The 17346-nt window shown below is 32.5% G+C and carries 18 protein-coding genes; 5 read left to right on the top strand and 13 right to left on the bottom strand.

Annotation, left to right across the window (positions count from 1 at the left end):
* Positions 1-47 precede the first annotated feature (47 nt).
* From R3L15_RS05660 to R3L15_RS05670, 3 genes are all read right to left on the bottom strand, one after another.
* A complete protein-coding gene (locus R3L15_RS05660; RefSeq protein WP_338733776.1) occupies positions 48-899 on the bottom strand; it encodes a TraB/GumN family protein in 852 nt (283 codons plus the stop codon).
* A gap of 77 nt (positions 900-976) precedes the next feature.
* Positions 977-1639 carry an ABC transporter ATP-binding protein gene (locus tag R3L15_RS05665; RefSeq protein WP_338733778.1) on the bottom strand — a complete coding sequence of 221 codons (663 nt, stop codon included), beginning with the start codon at positions 1637-1639 and terminating at the stop codon, positions 977-979.
* Between the two features lie 51 nt (positions 1640-1690).
* Positions 1691-4117 (bottom strand): DUF5916 domain-containing protein, encoded by a 2427-nt coding sequence (locus tag R3L15_RS05670; protein WP_338733779.1) that lies wholly within the window; start codon positions 4115-4117, stop codon positions 1691-1693.
* A 203-nt stretch (positions 4118-4320) separates the two neighbouring features.
* On the opposite strand from R3L15_RS05670, the gene folE reads away from it, so the two are divergent.
* Both folE and R3L15_RS05680 read left to right on the top strand, forming a co-directional pair.
* Positions 4321-4917, top strand: a complete 597-nt coding sequence (gene folE / locus R3L15_RS05675) for a GTP cyclohydrolase I FolE (RefSeq protein WP_125468567.1) — start codon at positions 4321-4323, stop codon at positions 4915-4917.
* Positions 4918-4967: 50 nt separating this feature from the next.
* On the top strand, positions 4968-5237 hold the full coding sequence (locus tag R3L15_RS05680) for a hypothetical protein (protein ID WP_338733781.1): 270 nt from the start codon (positions 4968-4970) through the stop codon (positions 5235-5237).
* A 41-nt stretch (positions 5238-5278) separates the two neighbouring features.
* Here the strand turns inward: R3L15_RS05680 and R3L15_RS05685 are convergent, their stop codons facing one another.
* From R3L15_RS05685 to R3L15_RS05730, 10 genes are all read right to left on the bottom strand, one after another.
* Positions 5279-6424: a heparan-alpha-glucosaminide N-acetyltransferase domain-containing protein gene (locus R3L15_RS05685; protein ID WP_338733782.1), complete on the bottom strand. Its 1146-nt coding sequence runs from the start codon at positions 6422-6424 to the stop codon at positions 5279-5281.
* 113 nt (positions 6425-6537) lie between these two features.
* Positions 6538-7122: a type 1 periplasmic binding fold superfamily protein gene (locus R3L15_RS05690; protein WP_338733783.1), complete on the bottom strand. Its 585-nt coding sequence runs from the start codon at positions 7120-7122 to the stop codon at positions 6538-6540.
* Positions 7123-7142: 20 nt separating this feature from the next.
* Positions 7143-9542, bottom strand: a complete 2400-nt coding sequence (locus R3L15_RS05695) for a TonB-dependent receptor domain-containing protein (protein ID WP_338733785.1) — start codon at positions 9540-9542, stop codon at positions 7143-7145.
* A 39-nt stretch (positions 9543-9581) separates the two neighbouring features.
* Positions 9582-9839, bottom strand: a complete 258-nt coding sequence (locus R3L15_RS05700) for a hypothetical protein (RefSeq protein WP_338733786.1) — start codon at positions 9837-9839, stop codon at positions 9582-9584.
* A 75-nt stretch (positions 9840-9914) separates the two neighbouring features.
* Positions 9915-10403, bottom strand: a complete 489-nt coding sequence (locus R3L15_RS05705) for a DUF6787 family protein (protein WP_338733788.1) — start codon at positions 10401-10403, stop codon at positions 9915-9917.
* Positions 10404-10429: 26 nt separating this feature from the next.
* Complete coding sequence (locus R3L15_RS05710) at positions 10430-10861, bottom strand: DUF6146 family protein (protein ID WP_338733789.1); 432 nt, start codon at positions 10859-10861, stop codon at positions 10430-10432.
* A gap of 116 nt (positions 10862-10977) precedes the next feature.
* Positions 10978-11616: a DUF937 domain-containing protein gene (locus R3L15_RS05715; RefSeq protein ID WP_338733790.1), complete on the bottom strand. Its 639-nt coding sequence runs from the start codon at positions 11614-11616 to the stop codon at positions 10978-10980.
* 97 nt (positions 11617-11713) lie between these two features.
* Positions 11714-12664 (bottom strand): D-2-hydroxyacid dehydrogenase, encoded by a 951-nt coding sequence (locus R3L15_RS05720; RefSeq protein ID WP_338733791.1) that lies wholly within the window; start codon positions 12662-12664, stop codon positions 11714-11716.
* A 15-nt stretch (positions 12665-12679) separates the two neighbouring features.
* Positions 12680-13741 (bottom strand): 3-phosphoserine/phosphohydroxythreonine transaminase, encoded by a 1062-nt coding sequence (gene serC / locus R3L15_RS05725; RefSeq protein ID WP_338733792.1) that lies wholly within the window; start codon positions 13739-13741, stop codon positions 12680-12682.
* A gap of 142 nt (positions 13742-13883) precedes the next feature.
* A complete protein-coding gene (locus R3L15_RS05730) occupies positions 13884-14942 on the bottom strand; it encodes an acyl-CoA reductase (RefSeq protein WP_338733793.1) in 1059 nt (352 codons plus the stop codon).
* A gap of 119 nt (positions 14943-15061) precedes the next feature.
* On the opposite strand from R3L15_RS05730, the gene R3L15_RS05735 reads away from it, so the two are divergent.
* The 3 genes from R3L15_RS05735 (at position 15062) to ychF (ending at position 17227) form a co-directional block, all read left to right on the top strand.
* Complete coding sequence (locus R3L15_RS05735; RefSeq protein ID WP_125468557.1) at positions 15062-15415, top strand: 4Fe-4S dicluster domain-containing protein; 354 nt, start codon at positions 15062-15064, stop codon at positions 15413-15415.
* A 101-nt stretch (positions 15416-15516) separates the two neighbouring features.
* Positions 15517-16032: a DUF3124 domain-containing protein gene (locus R3L15_RS05740; protein WP_338733795.1), complete on the top strand. Its 516-nt coding sequence runs from the start codon at positions 15517-15519 to the stop codon at positions 16030-16032.
* Between the two features lie 100 nt (positions 16033-16132).
* On the top strand, positions 16133-17227 hold the full coding sequence (gene ychF / locus R3L15_RS05745; protein ID WP_338733797.1) for a redox-regulated ATPase YchF: 1095 nt from the start codon (positions 16133-16135) through the stop codon (positions 17225-17227).
* Positions 17228-17346 lie beyond the last annotated feature (119 nt).

Consider the following 17346-nt stretch of genomic DNA (forward strand, 5'->3'; position numbering starts at 1 on the left):
TTTAAGTAATATTTTTAATGTTTAAAATTATCATATTCCTTATCAACTTATAATTCAACTGGGGATACAACAAAACCTAACGCTCGCAATCGAGATATAATTCCACAATTACGTGTAAGATGAAGATAACCCAAAGCAACAAAACAGTTTTTACTTTGTAATAGGTTAGGTAAAACTTTCATCCAATTTTGGTTACGTTGTTTTATTAAAATGTTGTCTGGGCAGTCTTCGGTTAGTTTATAGTCTAAATTAAAGTTTCGGTATCTTTCTGTAAAAAAACAATCGCCTTTTTCAAGTTTATTACGACTTAATTTTTTTATAAAAAGTTGAATCGTTTTTTTCTCATCTTCCCAATTAGGAAAATTATGTTCTTTCGCAATAAAATCTAATTGCATACTATCTGTTTCAAGACCTAAACATGCAATTTTATTTTGTTTAGCAATATGAATAAGGTAATTGTCGAAATGCTCCCATTTATCAGTAGGCTTAACAGTTTCGCATTTAATCTTTTGAAACTCTTGTTGTAGCTTCCAACTAAGTTCTATAGGACGAAGTTTGTATAAATCGACTTTCCAATTGGCGCTTATTTGTTTTAATTTTTTTAAATCTCTTTTTTTAAGATACTGTTCAATATCTAAGGATCTATCTCTTTTTGCCATCATATCACGTGTGTCTTGTGGATTGGCAATAGATTCGAAAATGGCAAGTTCTGAGCTTAACAGGGCATTTTTTAGTTCTGGTATATCATCGACGAAAGAATTTCCAAATTGATGAAATGTTCCTACTACATAGCTGGTTTTCTTATTAATGGTATCCGATACTTTCCAAAGAATAGTATTTTGCCCAAATGTTAAATAAGATACGGCAAGAAAGAGGCAAAGGCTAATAGCATACTTCATATAAATAAATGTAGTGTTTTTTATATGATGTAAGGAAAGAAACCTGTTATTATTCTATAATTTTATTAAAATATAAATCAATCAACAATATTACCATCAACCATAGTTAGTTTACGATCGGCCATGTTTGCTAGTTCTTCATTATGAGTAACTATAATAATGGTTTGTCCAAACTCATCACGAAGTTTAAAGAATAGATTGTGTAAGTTCTCGGCACTTTCGCTATCAAGGTTTCCAGAAGGTTCGTCGGCAAAAACAACTTCGGGATTGTTAATTAAAGCTCGAGCAACAGCTACACGTTGTTGTTCTCCGCCAGAAAGCTCGTTGGGTTTATGGTCACAACGGTGTTTTAGCCCAAGAAACTCTAAGAGTTCCATGGCACGTTCTTCGGCTTTTGTTTTCGATGTTCCTTTTATAAACGCTGGTAAACAAGCATTTTCTAAAGCCGTAAATTCGGGTAATAATTGGTGAAATTGAAAAATAAACCCAATATGCTCGTTGCGAAACTTTGCTAAAGCTTTATCTTTTAACTTAAACACATTTGTATTATTAATAGTAAGGCTGCTGTCTTCTTTTTTAGAAGCTTTATCTAAAGTGCCCAAAATATGCAATAAGGTTGTTTTTCCAGCTCCTGAAGCTCCTACAATAGAAACAACTTCTCCTTTTTTTATGTTTAAATTAACACCGTTTAATACGTGTAAATCACCGTAGTATTTATGAATGTTTTTTGCTGTAATCACGCTGCTTATAACTTTGCTGTGAAAATACTATTTTAATTTTAAATGGCGGTATTAGACTTTCTTTTTAAGCTTGTTTTTTATAGTGTTAAAATCAATAAAATAGACTAATCTCAAAGAGAAAGTATGTTGAATAGGTTGCTGAAACAAAGTATCTAAACTCTCAAAGTAAGCTTTTGAGGCTTCGTTGGAATTTTCGAATAACTGATTACGATATAAAGCAGATAGTAAACTCCCTGGCGCAAATTGCCAAGTGTAGGAGAGATCTAAATTCCATGTGTTAAAGTTTACATCTGGATTTTGTATATCTGTTGTAGTAAGCCCGGCCTCTTGTGTTAATCTTCCATTTTCTTGTAAGGTATATAAATTGTCGTGATAAGTAACGGTAGACCAATAATTACGAAACGTGAGTGTAAGGGCATTTAAGGCATTAAAATTGTAGTTGCCACTTAGGCTGTTTACTACAGTTCTGCGGTCTCGCTGTCCAAAAATAATATGGTTATCTTGTTTGGTTACAAAGCCACGGTCGCCATTGTAGTTATCAAATTCGTAACTATACACTAAAATAAACTTTTCACTAAACTTTATTCTAGGGCTTATGCTATACCAATAATTAAAGGCATCTCTATTGTTTTCTAAAATACCTGCTGCTCCCAAGCTTGTGTCTAAGGCAAAGGTATTGTTGTAGTTTGATGATATCCACGTATTAACATTGTACTTATTTTCGTAAATAAAATGATAGCCCTCAGTACGAGGCTCAAAATAATCATATTGTTTACCAGGTTCAAAAGAGGCACTAGCGCCAAAGGAGTGAAGCTTTTTATTAGTAGCATTAAAACTAGCCCCTATATTAGTTCCTGTATATGTACTAGGTTTTAATAGCCTGCTGTAATCTACCCATAAGTTTGCGTTAAATGTATTAAATGTTGTAGTTGGTTCGAAAATACGGTAAGAAACATCAGCAGAAAAGTTATTATAATTGTTTCTAAATATAACGCCTAGATCATTTATATCGTAATCATCATTAGCAAGGTTGTGGTAAATACCATAACGATAATTACCGTTTATTTTACGCACACCTAACTCCGAACTAAATCCTGTACTTGTACCATTTGGCATATTAATATTACTCATTTTAAGCTGTCCAGTTGCATTAATAGTATTGCTTTTATTAGTAATATCTGCAAGTACTCCTGTAACATTAGCGTCTCTAAAGTGGCCGTTTCTAGTCACGTTAGTATTAATTAAACTCACAGAGGAATTGCTGTTAAACTGCTTATCAACAACAAAAATGTTATAATTTGTTACAGGTTCTACCACTTCGTTTCTGGTTTCTCCTGTTATCGTATTTTTAATTTTTGCGTTTGTTTTTTCGGTAATAGCATTAAAAAAACCGATACCTAAACCATTTTTTGTACGTCCAGATACTTTAACAGCGTTAAGAACTTTTACTTTTGAAGGAAAATTGGTGATTTCCTCATCGTTAGATAAGTTAGGCCTTCCTACTGGTGCACTTCCCACGCGTCTGGAATAAAATAACCCTCCTTTATTAAAAAGATCGACTCCTTCAGTAAAAAACTGACGTTGCTCGGCAAAGGTCTGCTCAAAAGGCCCTAAATTAAGTTGCACGTCATCAAACCCTGCTTGACTAAAATCGGGAATTAATGTGGCGTCTAACGTAAAGTTTTCACTAATACCATATTTTAAATCTAAACCTAGTGTAAACTTGTCTTCAGATTTACCATCTTGAGTTGTGTATAAGCCAGAGGCAAAAGGGTAAAAACTTAATCGGGTAGGAGGTTGGATGTTTTGTATTCCTGTAAGTACACCATGATAAAGACCTATATTACCTTTAGTGGGATTAATAGGGTTCCAGGTATATTGTGATCTATCGGTGCGAAAATGTCTATGAAATTGTATACCCCAAGTTTGCACTTCTTTATTTGAAAAACGTAAACAGCGGTATGGTATTTTCACTTCAATAACCCAACCGTTGCTTCCTATTTTTACCGCACTTTCCCATACAGCATTCCACCCAAAATCTTCTCCAATACTGGGTGATGCAACAGCATCGGCTTGGTTTCCAGAAGGGAATATAAAGAATTCGGTATCGTTTTGGGCATCATTATTAGGGTTTAGTATAATGCCAAAGAAATCTTGTTGCCCAAAGTTATCTCTTTGGTTAAACTGCTTCATTATGTCCTTTGGATTATCATGTAAAAAAGCGGCAAAATAGATAGCATGATCATCGTAAGTGGCTTTTACACTTGTTTTTTGATGTGATGGTAAAGTATTACCAACATCTGGTTTAAATTGAATAAAATTAGTAGCTTCTTGGGCGTTTTGCCAAACTTTATCATCAATAATACCATCTATTTTAGGCGGTGTTGTGGTGCGTTTTATATTAAGATGCTTTTTTTCTTGGGCTTGTACACTAATAAGGGTAATAAAAAAATATATGAAGACGGTTGCCAGTCTCATTGTTAATTGGGATTGTTTAGTTATTAATTACCATAAAGACTATGGTATTACACATATGTTACAGACTTAGTCGCAAAACTAGGTTTGTTTTTTGATTTTAGGTGCTAAGTAAACGTTAAAACATTGTTGCTTGTATAAAGGCGTGTAACACTTATGCTGTCATTTTTTTTAGCTACTTTTATACTTTATAAGACCCATATTTTATGTTATATAAACATTTTGAAGAGTATAATATGCAAGTAACCGACGATGTTAAAGATCGTTATAAACATATTATAGAAGATTTAGGAGAAGATACATCTAGACAAGGATTATTAAAAACACCCGAACGGGCCTCGAAAGCTATGCAGTTTCTAACACAAGGGTATCATCAAGATGCAGCTGAAATTTTACGTAGTGCCATGTTTGATGAATCGTACAACGAGATGGTAATCGTAAAAGATATCGAGTTGTACTCGTTATGCGAACACCATATGTTGCCATTTTTTGGGAAAGCTCATATAGCTTATATCCCAAATGGAAAAATAGTAGGCCTAAGTAAAATACCTAGAATTGTTGATGTTTTTGCAAGACGCTTACAAGTTCAAGAACGCCTTACCGAACAAATATTAGATTGTATAAACGATACTTTAAAACCTCAAGGTGTTGCCGTAGTTATAGAAGCTTCGCATATGTGTATGATGATGCGTGGCGTACAAAAACAAAATTCTGTGACAACTACTTCAGGGTTTAGAGGGCAATTTGAAAAAATTGAAACCCGCAATGAATTTTTAAAACTTATTAGTGAAAAGCTGTCTTAAGTTTGGTGTGATTTTTGTCACAATATCTATAAACCAAAACATTATAATGAATGACAAAATATAAAAAACTAGGTTTAAGCTTACTTTTTGATGCTTGTGGTTATATCTCTTTTGTTTTTCCACCTTTTGATTTTGTTTGGGCACCTCTTTCCGCATGGATTATGACCAAATTATATAAAGGCAAACAAGGAAAAATAGCTGCAGTAATCTCTTTTATTGAAGAAGCTTTGCCGTGGTTGGATGTTATACCAACCTTTACCTTAATGTGGTTGTATACTTATGTGTTTAAAAATAATGAGAAAACAACATTCATTGATTAGAGGTCTATTATAAACTTTTAATACGTTACTTTTTACAAACTTTAAAAGTATTTAATCCATTTTGATTTACTTTTTCGTTTGTATTCACCAAACTTTTTTACAGGCAAGTACATTAAAAAACTTAATATTACAGCAATGAGCCAAACAAGCCATAAGTTATCAACTCCAAAATAGTTGCCTTTATTTTTTCCAAAAATGACTAAAAGTATATTGTATAACGCTAATAATACATAAAGGTGTAAAACATAAAAAAACATGGGAGATCCTCCAAAAGTCTTAAGAATGTCTGTTGTTTTTGATTCATATTTTTCAAATATGACTAATAAGTAAGTTCCTATAGCCATTGTAAATAATAGAAAATCTAACGATGGTGGATATTTAGTATAGTTTAAAAAAGACATTATAGTTTTTGTAATAGTATCTTGTGTTTTCCATGCTAGGGTTTCACCATAAAAATTAAACCCTCTTAAAATCACTAATAAACCTAAGCAAGATATTGAGACAATTCTAAGTATTTTAAATCTTTGATTAGGTTTAATATTTTGGTTATAAATAGAACCTGAAAAGTAACCAATGCATATTAAACCAAGCCATGGCAATACAGGATATGAAACTTTAATATTAGCAAAATTATTAGTGTTTAGCATACCGCGGTCGTGTAAAATGGTCCAAATATTATAAAACCAATCATTACTATTAAACTCGATACCCGACAATGCATTATGTCCAAAAATAATAACACCTCCAATGAGTGCTATATATATATTAGGTAATTTAATTATAGCTGCAAGAAAGAGCATACTAAGACCAATAGCCCACATAACTTGTAAGTACAGGGTTTCATAATAACCAAACCAAGAAAAGTTGATAATTGTAATTTCTAAAACAATAATAAAAAGCCCTCTTTTAAAAAGAAAAGCCCTAGCCGAGCGTTTTGGCTTATTATTAGGGTTTTCATATAACCATGCTGAAAGTCCTGTAAGAAAAATAAATACAGGAGCACATATATGAGCTGACAATCTTGTAAAAAATAGCCCAGTATTTGTTGTTGATATATCCATAGGATCTAATACTTGAGCGTGTAAAAAGACGCGTTCTCTAACATGATCGACTAACATAATTAACATGACTAATCCACGAAGAGCATCGATTGATGTTATGCGATATTTAATATTTTGTGTTTTCATAATGAAGTAAGGTTTTATCACACAAAAGTTTTTTGGATGATTAAACCATATAAATAAACACCTCGAAAATTTTCGAGGTGTTTTATATTTTAAACTGTATTACAAGAGAATTTTTACTCTACATCTATAGGGAATGTTACTTGAACATCTGTACTTCCTCCTGCACCTGTAGCAGTACCATTGTTTGGTTTAGTTGGCTCATGCTTTAACACAATAGTTAAACTACCTGTTCCTACTGCACCTGTTTCTAATGTAGATATTATCCCTATAGGGTTTCCGTTTTCATCAGTATCCGTTTTTGTTACTACAATATCACTTATTGTTGAAGTAATAAAAAACTCGTGCGCGTCACCTTCTTCTTCAACTTCTACTGTAATATCTTCTGCAGGATCTTCAGTTTCGTTCAATAATTCAATAGTCCCAGAGTACATTGTATTAGCCGCCAACGATCCTGAAACAGTAGTTACACCATCGGTACCACCTTCGCCGTCTAAGTCTTGAAATGTTAATGTAACAGTATTTGTACCATCTGTTAAAGTATAATTTACAGTTGTTATTAGTTCTTCTTCATGATCATGGTCGTGATCATGGTCATGATGATCTCCATCATCATCACTCGAGCAACTTACTATAGTTAAACTTGAAATTAAAAGTAAAGCTAATATTTTAATTGTTTTTATAGATTTTAAATCTTTCATGGTTTTGTGTTTTATTGTTTTTAATAATTTATTTTTATTTTTAAATTAAAGTTTCTCCCCAATTCATCTGCAAAATATCTAAGTCTATTTAGATGCTCTCGATACGATGTATTGAATAGGTTTTCTATATTGAACTCTAATTTTAAATGCCCTTCTTTAAAGGCTTTGAAAGTCATGGAACTATTAAAGCTAAATAAAGAATAGGTAGATGGTGTAGAACTAATGTCTACATAAACATCTTCTTGTAATATAGGGTTGAAGGTGTAAAAATTGTAATCAGGATATCTTTTTTGTTGTAATACAGTTTTATTTTTTAAACTAATAGATAATTGGTTTAAGTCTTGATTATAATAAGATATACTATTTGTAAAATTAGTTGCAGGCATATGAATAAGTGATGTGTCATCTGAGAGATTATCTCCTTTTAAAAGACTTATATTACCAATATAATTTAGCGTGTTACTAATTTTTTTGTTTACATCAATATCAACCCCTAGTATTTGCGCATTAACTTGGTCATATTCCCAAACAGGAAATGCACCTCTTATTGTAGTTGTAGTACCAACAGGAATAAGTTGAATATAATTATATATATACTTATAATATGGACTAATAACAAAACCGAAGTTCTCATTCTTTCTTTCAAAAGATGCCATAATTTTATGTGCCACTTCTTTATTAATTGTTAGCTGTCCAACCTCTATTCTTGCGGCACTATGGTGTAAACCATCACTAAACAGCTCTGATGGGTTTGGGGTTCTTGTTGCTAATCCATAATTTAAAAATAATGACATATCATTTTTAAATTGTTTTGAAAACCCCAAATTGGCTGACAAATTATGGTAGGTGAACTCTGGATATGTTAAAATTTTAGAGTTATCTATTGTATTGGTTTCAAATTCTGGAAACAACTCATCGTAATTGTAGGTGACTTGCCAATCGGTTTCATAGTACCACTTCTTAGCTTCAATTCTTGAAAAATCGTAACGCATACCTGCACTTATTTCAGAGTTGTTATTAAATTTATAATTACCAATGGCATAAATACTAGCATCGTATTTATCATAATCTGGAATTAAAGGACTAGCACCAGTACCTGAAATAGCATCGTTTTGTTGATAACGGCCTAATACACCAGTATCAATTTTTAGGTTGTCTATAAAGTCAATATGTAAGTTAGATTGCAAAGTATTTGTAAATAGTCTAAGATCTATAACAGGTTTATTTGCAAAATCACCTCGTCTTACATCAAATTCTTTACGTCTATTAATTTGTATATCATATTGAATGGATAATTTACCTAAAGCTTTGAAACGTTTATAAGCTTCAATTTTTCCTAAATGATGTAAAATACTTTGTTTTGGATAATTTATATTATACGAAAAATCTTCAACCACTCGAGGTTGCTTATTGTTTATAGCCAATACTAAATCATCAACATTTCCTATATGAGATGATTGCAAAATAGCCAATTCATTATTTACAACGCTATAATAAGCATCAAACCCTTTTTCAAAACTATTGTACCCAATTCTTGCCGAGGCATTAAAATTTTTAATACCGCTATTCGTCAAGTGATAATCTGGAGCTCTAAAATCTCCAAATTGTTTGTAACTAGATTGAATTTTAGTATAATATCCCGACTTAAAGGTTTTTATAAGTTCAGAGTTAATGTTTCCACCAAATCCATTAGAATTTAATGACAACATAGAACTTCCAAATAAGCTATCTTTAACAGCATATTTTTTAGGTTTTATAAGAATTAAGCCGCCAATTGCGTCACTACCATATTTTAAGGAACTAGCACCTTTAATAACTTGAACTCGACTACTGGAATTAATATCAATATTTGGCGCATGTTCATCGCCCCATTCCTGGTCAAACATACGTACATTATTATTTACAATTAATAATCTACTACTATGTAAACCATGAATCATAGGTTTTACAATAGTATTTCCAGTATTTAAAGACGATACTCCACTAATAGAGTTCAAGGCGTCTCCTAAAGACTTGTCTGTAAAACTTTCTAAAGTACTTTTATTTAAAGATCGTTCTATGCTTGTGTTTTCTGTTTTTAAATTAGAACTTATAACAACCTCTGATAATTCTTCTAAATGATGTTCTAGAAAAACTGTTTTAGCAATATGATTGCTAATTTGGTATGAGACTGTCTTAGTCTCACAACCTATATGCGAAATCGTTAATGTTATGGTACCAGAACATAGGTTTTCTATTTTAAATTTGCCATCAAAATCTGAAACTAAATATTTATCTTTTTCTTTAATATAAATAGTTGCTGATGCTATAGCAGATTTATCATGAAAATCTTTAATTTCTCCTAAAAAGGTGTTATTACAATTTTGGCCATATGTATAGCCTGTTAGTGCTATAAATAAGCCTATAAATAATCGTATCATTTTTAATAAAATTTGTTTGTGACTTTAGAAAATTCAATTCTAGACAAACAAAGGAGGTCCACGTAGAGAGAAGGGTAATTTTTGATAATCGCTTATAAAATAATATTGCGATAAAATAGGACTATGGTTATCCTTAAATTCAAGTATTTGGTATGAATGTGCTGTAAATGTAAAACTAGAATTAATTTTAAATTTATAAAACTCACATTCCATATCAAAGTTATGAATATGCGCGCCATCTGTACCTAAACAAACTTCATGTTCATGATGACTAAAAGCATGAGCAAACTTTTGCATAGTGGGTACTAGTAATGTAACCACAAGAAGCAGTGTAGTTATTTTAAAACCTATATGTTGTTTGGTTTGATGCACTTAGTCTATAAAACGTTTTAAGCCAAAACGGCGTAACATTTTCTTTTCAAATTCCCAAAAAAACTTAAATTGTCCAAACAGCCATCCAAAACTTACTAAAAGAATCTGATAGAAAATGAGGCCAATTATAATAAAAATCACCCAATAAACGATAGGATTTAAGTTTTCTTTAGTAATTCCTATAAGTTGTAAAATAGGTCTTCCTATATAAGCTGATGTAGACCCTGTTATAGCAAAAACAATAAATACGCGAATCATTTCCCAACGATAATCAAGCACCCATTTGTGTTTTAGTTTTTCAAAAATCCAAAGTGTTAGTTTGATTAAGGTAAAGCTGATAGCTATTGTGCCAAAGGGAATTAAATATATTTTGTCAATAAAAAGAGACGTTAATTTAAATGCACTATAGACAATACCTAATATTCCAAGGGCAGGAAATAGGAGTTGCCAATTCTTTTGAATTTCCCAACGTTTTTTAAATTTATCCATAGCTTTTTTAGCTATGCAAATATACATTAAATCCTTGGAACAAACCCTGCTAGTTGTTGCTTATACTTTAGTTGAAAGTAAATGAAGTAATTATAGAGCTTATAGTTAAGTTCGTAACCGTAATCGATGTTTTTTTGATAGTTTATCCGCATTTCGTATAGGTTAGGATTGTAACGTTGTGGTTGTAACACACGTTGATTCCATTCTGTAACATAAATCCAATTCCTGTTTTCCAAAAAAGATTGCGAGTAGAACCCTTCTGGTTTAGCAGTAGATACTAACCATGTATTAAATCCTGGTTCAATAATAATAATTTCGTATTCAATTTCATCACTAGATATTCTAACGGTATCATTTTCTACCGTTTGGCTAGTGTCATGATTAGAGGTTACTGTTTTTGATGTTTTACACCCAATAAGCAACACACAAACTATTATTGCTAAATGCCATGTTTTCACGCGATTACTTTCTTATAAAAATACAAAAAATAAATGATGTTTTTAATAGATAAATTAAAAAAGCCAAACAAATCTGTTTGGCTTTAATACTCGTTTTACTAGTCTAAATATCTATGTTACTTTCCAAATAATCCGCCAAGTAAACCACCTAAACCACCTTTTTTCTTGCTTCCGCCAAGAACCATACCGGCAACATCATCAACAACACTACCATCGCCATCAGTATCTAAGATAGACTCTAAAAAGCTTTGTTCGTTTTTAGTATCATTACCACCAAGTAATCCACTAAGCATACCGCCTAAATCGTTTTGCGAACTTACATTGTTTTGACGAGCTTGTTTACCTAAAACGCCCATTAAAATTGGTGCGGCAACTTTAAGTATATTAGCTACTGAACCAGAGTCCAACCCAGCTTTTTGCCCGATAACCTGTTCAACGCCTTCTTTTTTACTTCCTAGTATATGGCCTAATATTTTATCGCCATCATTTTTTACTTCATCATCAACGCCACCGCCAAATAAACCACTGAGGTTATTTAATATGCTACCATCGTGTTTACTACTATTTATGGCTCCCATAAGGTTTTGTGCACCTTCATCTGTAGAGGCATTTCGCTCCATGGCTTTCATGAGTACGGGCAAAGCCATAGTTAATACGCTATTTGTTTTACTTTGATCGGTTCCTGTAGATCCTGAAACACCGCTAATAATGGTTTTTCCAACATCGCTGTTTAATAAGTCTAATATTCCTGACATAAGTTTATATTTATTGATTAATTTGAATGAACAACAAGGTACAAAAAAAGTCCTAATTGTATTTATTAGGACTCATTTTTAATGATTTGGTCACATATTATTTTAGTAACTCTATTATTTGTGACGCTAGTTCTGTACCTATTCTATCTTGAGCTTCATTAGTTGCAGCACCTGTATGTGGTGTTAAGGATAGAGATGGATTCATTAGTAGTTGTACTTCTGGCGATGGTTCTTTTTCAAAAACATCTAAGGCAGCACGAGCTACTTTACCAGATTCTATAGCATTAACTAAAGCAACTTCATCAATTACACCGCCACGAGCAGCATTAGCTAGAATAACACCTTCCTTCATTGAGTTAAACTCATTAGATCCAATAACGTACTCTTTTTGAGCTGGCACGTGAAGTGTAATAAAGTCAGATTGTTTTAAAACGTCATCTTTAGCTACTGTTTTTATATTGAAAGTTAGTTTTTGCCCATCAAAAAACTCTAATTCTAAATCTGCTGTTTCAATGTAAGGATCGAAAGCAACTACTTTCATTCCTAGACCAATAGCTACTTTGGCAGCAGCTTGTCCTATTCTACCAAAACCAATAATTCCAATAGTTTTTCCTTTAAGCTCTGTACCTTTGGCATAGCTCTTTTTTAAATCTTTGAATTTTGAGTCACCTTCTAAAGGCATATCACGATTGGCATTGTGCAAAAATCTAGAAACTCCTAATAGGTGAGCAAAAACAAGTTCTGCTACCGAGTGGGAAGATGCTGCAGGCGTATTAATAACATGAATACCTTTTTCTTTAGCATAGGCTACGTCAATATTATCCATACCTACACCGCCACGACCAATTAGTTTAAGGTTAGGGCAGCCATCGATAACATCTTTTTTAACTTTTGTAGCACTGCGTACTAAAAGAGCATCGATATTATTATCGTTTATATAATTAATTAATTGCTCTTGAGCTACTTTTGTTGTGATAACTTCAAATCCTGCTTTTTCAAGCGCGTCAATTCCACTTTGTGACACGCCATCGTTTGCTAGTACTTTCATTTTTTGGTTTTTGTTTTATGCTTTTCTTTCTAATTCACTCATAACTTCAACAAGTACTTTTACACTATCTAACGAAAGTGCATTGTACATAGAGGCTCGGTAGCCACCAACACTTCTATGGCCGTTAAGTCCATTTATTCCGGCTTCTTTCCACATGGTATCGAAAGTTTCTTTTAGGTTTTCGTTTTCTAGTGTAAATGTTGCATTCATAAAAGAACGATCTTCTTTTACAGCATAGCCTTTAAATAATGGATTCAAATCAATTTCTGAATACATTAATTGCGCTTTCTTTTCATTCTCTTTTTCAATGGCAGCAATTCCGCCTTTATTTTTTAACCATTGTAGGGTAAGCATTGAAGTATAAACAGCAAAAACAGGAGGTGTGTTAAACATACTGCCTTTACCAATATGTGTTTTATAATCCATCATAGATGGAATTTTACGTGATACTTTACCTAAAACGTCTTCTTTAACAACAACTAAAGTTGTTCCTGCTGGTCCCATATTTTTTTGGGCACCTGCATAAATGATATCAAATTTTGTGAAGTCTAAAGTGCGTGAAAAAATATCGCTACTCATGTCGCATACCATCGGAATAGGGGATTTTGGAAAGGTCTTCATTTGCGTTCCAAAAATGGTATTGTTAGACGTACAGTGAAAGTAATCGTATTCTTCTGGGATATCGTAACCTTTAGGAATGTAATTAAATCCAGCGTTTTCTGATGAGGCTACTTCGTAAATATCATCAAAAATTTTAGCTTCTTTAATGGCTTTGCTGCTCCAAGTCCCTGTATTTAAATATCCTGCTCTTTTTTCGAGCATATTTAAGGCAACCATTAAAAATTGTGTACTAGCACCACCTTGTAAGAATAAGGCTTTGTAGCCTTTTCCTTCTAAACCTAGAAGTTCTAAAGCTAAAGCTCTTGCTTGTTCCATAATATCTACAAAAGCTTTGCTGCGATGTGATATTTCTATTAACGATAAACCGTTGTCGTAATCTAATACTGCTTGCGCAGATTTTTCCATAACTTCTCTAGGCAAAACACATGGTCCAGCGCTAAAATTGTGTCTTTTCATTAGTTAAATATGTTGTTTGGTTTTAGTTCTAAGAGTACGTTTAAATTTAAATAATACTAATAGTCTAAAATTGGTTTTTTATGTTGTAACAAATTTTAAAAATTCTCCTTAGACAGCTGTTAATAATTTAATAATTTATTCGCTAAATTGTTAACAAAAAATCAATGATATCGATATCGTCTGCGTAATCATGTAGTTCAGGTTGTTGTGTTTTACCAAATTCTATTTCTGAATTTAAAAAGTTTTTAGCTACCACGCACTGTATTTTTTCTTTATCGGAAGTTAACTTAGCTTTTAAAGATACTAAGTTGTCGTAAAACTCATAAAATACCGTAGCGATAGGAGAAGCGTAGTTTCTATCTTCTTTAATCATAAGGAATCCATTTTCTAGCATCTCAAACTCGCTCATTAAATAAACAGCTTTGTTGTAATCGTAATTATTTGCATATTTTGTTTGATTGATGATAGGGTGCCAATCGTAAATGCCTTTAAAGAAATGGTCAAAGTCATAACCTTTAGGTACAAATAATTTGGAAACACTTCTGCAGCCTAATCCGTAGTAAGTAAATATATCCTGCGATAATGCTTTAAGGTCTGCTTCAGATTCTTCACCTGTTAATACAGCTACCGAATTTCTGTTTTTTCTAATAATGGCGGGCTTATCCTTAAAATAATACTCAAAGTATCTAGCTGTATTATTACTTCCTGTAGCAATTACCGCATCAAAATTATCTAGTTTATCATTAGTAAATCTAATTTTACCTTTAAAGCCGGGTGCAACATGTTCTAGGTATTTAGCCAAATAGGGGAGTAATTGCTTATCGTTACTAGATTGTTTAACCAACACGTTATGACCGCTAATTAAAACACATAAAAAGTCATGAAATCCAACTAATGGGATGTTTCCAGCCATAACAATTGCCACTGTTTTGGGCTGAATGTTCTCTAACTTATAGTTTTTTAACCAATTAGATAGGTTTTCTTCTGTAAGTAATTCACTCCAACCTCTTAGTGCAAATTGAATATTTGGTTTTGTAAACCAACCATTATGTTCTTCAGCTAATTGAATTTGGTGTTTAAACCCATCAAAAAATAAGTCATTAAAAGGAATATCATCCTCCTTTTTAAAGTTATTATTAGAAAACTGACTTAAAAAGTCGCCTAATTTAGAGAAAGCACCAATTCTTTGCTGTAATTCCATTCTATGTTTGGTTATGAATAGTTTTGGCTTTATTTTTGTTGTGCAAAGTTAGAAAAATGAACGTGAACACGAGTTTTATTTTAATGTAATCTAAAACTCATAAAAAAGAAACCCCTATTATGGCAATAATAATAACTGATGAATGCATAAATTGTGGAGCCTGCGAGCCCGAATGTCCTAATACTGCAATTTATGAAGGTGCTGATGATTGGCGTTACTCAGACGGTACAAGTCTAGAAGGTGATGTGGTATTACCTAATGGCAATGCTGTTAATGCTGACAATGCTCAGGAACCAATTAGCGATGAGATTTACTACATCGTCCCGGATAAATGTACCGAATGTCAAGGCTTCCATGAAGAGCCACAATGTGCAGCTGTATGTCCTGTAGATTGTTGTGTTCCAGACGAGGATCATGTAGAAACTGAAGAAGTGCTGCTTGGTAAACAAGCATTTATGCATCCAGATGACTAAAAACTTATAGTATTATAAATTAACACTATAAAAACCTTAAGCATAGACTTAAGGTTTTTTTTGTTTAAAAGTGTTATTTTAGCTTAGGTAAAACTAATTATATGAAATATTCTTTAATCGTTGTTGTATGTATATGTTGTTTGCTTTCATGTAACGAAACTACTAAGCAAACCGAGGATCCTTTGCCATCAATTAATTGGAAAGCCAGAAAAACAACAGTATTTGCAGATTCTACATTTGTTACAGGAGCTACATATCTTTCGGTGTATTCTCAAATATATAGTCTTACCGAGCACAGGACTCACAACTTAACAGCAACGGTAAGTATGCGAAATGTAAGTCCAACAGATACAGTTTATATCGACAAAGCCGATTTTTACGATACTCATGGTGATTTAGTTAATTCATATATAGAATTTCCAGTGTACCTAAAACCACTTGAAACTTTAGAAATAGTTATTAAAGAATCTGATAAAAGTGGTGGTACAGGAGGTAACTTCATTTTTAATTGGCATGTTCCTAAAACAACTCACGATCCTTTATTTGAGGCTGTGATGATTTCTACTATGGGGCAACAAGGCTTATCGTTTTCAACAGAAGGTAAGCGTATAGAATAATTTAAACGTATTATCGGGTTGTCTTAAAAAACAATTTCATTTCATTTAAATACTAAGCAAGGAATTAATTACATTTGCAGCCTTAAAAAATACTAATACAATGAAAGCAGGAATTGTAGGATTACCTAATGTAGGAAAATCAACGTTATTTAATTGTTTATCTAATGCCAAGGCACAGAGTGCAAACTTTCCATTTTGTACCATAGAACCTAATGTTGGTGTTGTAAATGTACCAGATCCTAGATTATCAAAACTAGAAGAGTTCGTAAACCCAGAACGTGTTATTCCTGCTACAGTAGAAATTGTAGATATCGCTGGTTTGGTAAAAGGCGCTAGTAAAGGTGAAGGTTTAGGAAATCAGTTTTTAGCTAATATTCGTGAAACCGATGCTATTTTACACGTATTACGTTGTTTTGATAATGATAATGTTGTACATGTTGATGGTAGTGTTGATCCTATACGTGATAAAGAAACTATCGATATCGAGCTTCAACTTAAAGATTTAGAAACAGCAGAAAAGAAACTAGATAAAGTAAAACGAGCAGCCAGAACAGGTAATAAAGAAGCACAAGCAGAAGAAACTGTTTTAATAAAAATTAAAGACGGTTTAGAGTCGGGAATTTCTGTTAGAGCTCTTGAATTTAGTGACGAAGATTATGAAGAATATGTAAAACCATTACAGTTTATTACCGATAAACCTGTGATGTATGTATGTAATGTAGATGAAGGTTCTGCTGTGTCTGGTAATGCTTATGTTGACAAAGTACGAGACACAGTAAAAGATGAAAATGCTGAAATTTTAGTATTAGCCGTAGGAACAGAAGCCGATATTAATGAGCTAGACGACTACGAAGAGCGTCAAATGTTTTTACAAGATATAGGACTAGAAGAACCAGGAGCTTCTAAATTAATACGTTCAGCTTATAAGCTTTTAAACCAGCAAACTTATTTTACAGCAGGTGTTAAAGAAGTTAGAGCCTGGACGGTAAACGTTGGAGCTTCAGCACCACAAGCAGCTGGTGTAATCCATACCGATTTCGAAAAAGGGTTTATTCGTGCCGAAGTTATTGCTTATAACGATTATGTAAGTTATGGTAGCGAAGCTAAAGTAAAAGAAGCTGGAAAAATGCGTGTAGAAGGAAAAAATTACATTGTAAAAGATGGCGATATTATGCATTTCTTGTTTAATGTGTAAGCAATTTTTTATACTATAAATAATAAAGCCCCATTTACTTATGTACGTGGGGTTTTTTATGAAATATACTCAAATTGAGTATTGTCTAAACACTTTGTATTCAATAGATTTGTAGGAAA

The sequence above is a fragment of the Mangrovimonas cancribranchiae genome, assembly GCF_037126245.1.
Classification (GTDB): Bacteria; Bacteroidota; Bacteroidia; order Flavobacteriales; family Flavobacteriaceae; genus Mangrovimonas; species Mangrovimonas cancribranchiae.